This window comes from Bradyrhizobium sp. (genome assembly GCF_036009065.1).
Lineage (GTDB): Bacteria > Pseudomonadota > Alphaproteobacteria > Rhizobiales > Xanthobacteraceae > Bradyrhizobium.
Genome location: NZ_DASYMN010000462.1, coordinates 1 through 2,346, shown reverse-complemented (window position 1 = coordinate 2,346; position 2,346 = coordinate 1). Strand labels below are relative to the sequence as shown.

At 64.2% G+C, this 2,346-nt stretch carries 2 protein-coding genes and 1 pseudogene; all 3 read left to right on the top strand.

All coding sequences use genetic code 11. The features are described from left to right. Positions 1–198 (top strand): hypothetical protein (locus tag VGP39_RS27715; RefSeq protein ID WP_327571290.1); only part of this gene is annotated, 198 nt, incomplete at its 5' end. Positions 199–369: 171 nt separating this feature from the next. Further along, positions 370–1,356 (top strand): annotated as a pseudogene (locus VGP39_RS28250) (IS30 family transposase); the annotation flags it as partial. Between the two features lie 57 nt (positions 1,357–1,413). Next, the coding region (locus VGP39_RS28245; RefSeq protein ID WP_422652988.1) for a Bug family tripartite tricarboxylate transporter substrate binding protein at positions 1,414–2,346 on the top strand (933 nt) is incomplete at its 3' end.

Sequence of the window (2,346 nt, the reverse complement as noted above, 5' to 3'; positions counted from 1 at the left end):
TACATCCACTACTTCATCGCGGAAACCGGCGGGCTGTTGCAGCCGCACGAGTTTCAGAGCTGGCGCCTGCTGCACGCCGCGCCGCAGCCCTACACGCGCGAGCGGTTCGACGACACCTACAACTGGACGGTAAAGTGGAACATGACCGTGCCGGGCGCCACCTACGAGACGATCGTCGACAACCGCGCGTGGCAGTAGCGGCGGCGCGCGGGGATCCGGGCGACTGCGACCTCAGCTTGGAGCGTCGTTGTTCGGCGTGGAAATTCGTGCCGTTCGTTCCCGCGGAAGCGGGAACCCAGTTTTTGCGGCAAAGCCTGGGTCCCCTGAGTTCACAAACGAAGTGCAACACCTTCTTAGAGGGGTGTTGCGATGGGGTTCAGCTACAAGCAGTTGTCATTGGAAGACCGGTGCGAGATTGCCCGCCTTCAAGCCGATGGCCGCTCGATCCGGCAAATCGCGGCAGCTTTGGATCGCTCGCCATCGACGATCTCTCGGGAGTTGAACCGCAATCAAGGGCGCGAGGTGGGCTATAAGCCGAGCTACGCCCAGGAGCAGGCACGGGCACGGCGCTGGGTGGGCTCGCGGCTGGAACGCGACCCCACCCTGCGCCGCACGGTGTTCGGCTGTTTGGCTCGGGGCTGGTCGCCGGAGCAGGTCGCCGGTCGGCTGGCCCGCGAAGCCGGCCGCAAGGTCATCAGCTACGAGAGCATCTACCGTTTCATCTATGCCCAGATCGCGCGGACCAAGGACTATCGCTGGCGACGCTATCTGCTCCGCGGCAAGAGCAAACGCGGCTTCCGCGGCAGCCGCCGTGGCAGCTCGGTAGGCTTCATCCAAGGCCGGATTCCCGTGTCGAAACGACCGCGCAGCGCAACCGACCGCAGCAACCCCGGCCATTGGGAAGGCGACCTGATGATGTTCGCCAAATACGGCCAGGCGGTGCTGACCCTGCATGAGCGCAAGTCACGCATCATTCTGGCCAGCAGGCCGCGCAGCAAGCACGCCGCCCCGATCGCCCGCCGGCTGGTCAAGCTGTTCGCCAAGTTGCCGAAGCGGCTGCGTCGCACCGTCACCTTCGACAACGGCACCGAGTTCGCCCACCATCACCAGCTGCACCGGCTCGCGATCAGAACGTTCTTCTGCGATCCCTATTCGCCGTGGCAAAAGGGCGGCATCGAAAACGCCATCGGCCGGATGCGCCGGTTCCTGCCACGCAAGACCGATCTCGCAACGCTGTCGACCCGGCGCTTCAATGCTCTGGTCCGGGCCTACAACAACACTCCAAGAAAGTGCATTGACTTCAGCACCCCGGCCGAGGCCTTCTCCAAAGTGTTGCACTTCGAGTGTGAATCCACCTCCCCGCGTCCGCGGGGACGAACGGGTCCAGTTCAATCTGATCCTATTGCACGCCGAATGAGAAACTACATGAAGAGATTCGCCGCCATCCTGTTCTGCGTTCTGCTCACCACGCTGCCGGCGTCGGCCCAGGACTGGCCGACCAAGCCCGTGAAGATTGTAGTGCCGTTCGGGCCGGGCTCTACGCCCGACGTGGTCGCCCGCCTGATCGCCGACCATTTGCAGAAAAAGCTCGGCCAGCCGTTCGTCATCGACAACAAGCCGGGCGCAAGTGGCAACATCGGCACTGATGCGGTGGCCAAGGCCGCGCCCGACGGCGCCACCATCGGGGTCAGCATCGGCGGGCCGCTCGCCATCAACACGCTGTTGTTCTCGACGCTGCCCTACGACCCCAAGATCGACATCGCTCCGATCACCCAGCTGGTGACGCAGCCGAGCGCGCTCGCGGTGAATTCCAGCGTTATGGTTAACAGCGCCGCCGAGCTGGTCGCGCTTTTGAAGCGCGAGCCCGGCAAATACAACTTCGGATCGATCGGCAACGGCTCGCTGTCGCACCTCGCCATGGCGGCGATCGCGCTCGCTGCCGGAACGCAGATGGTGCACATCCCCTACGCCTCCTCGCCCGCTGCGATGACCGCAATCATCAGGGGCGACGTGCAGATGGGCTGCCTGCCGGCAATTTCGGTCACCCCGCACACGGGCTCCGGCGGGGTCAAGATTCTCGCGGTCTCGACCGCAAAGCGTTCGCCCTACTTGCCTGACATCCCGACGCTGAAAGAGGCCGGAATCGACGTCGATGCCGACGCCTGGATGGGCATGATCGCCCCGGCGCATACGCCGGAGGGCATCGTTGCGAAGATTCAGCGCGAGGTGGTAGAAGCAATTGGGGCGGCCGCGATCCGCGACAAGCTCGCGGCCCAGTTGATGGAGCCAATCGGTAACAGCCCGGCTGAATTCCGGGCTCGTATCGACAACGAGATCGTCCGTTGG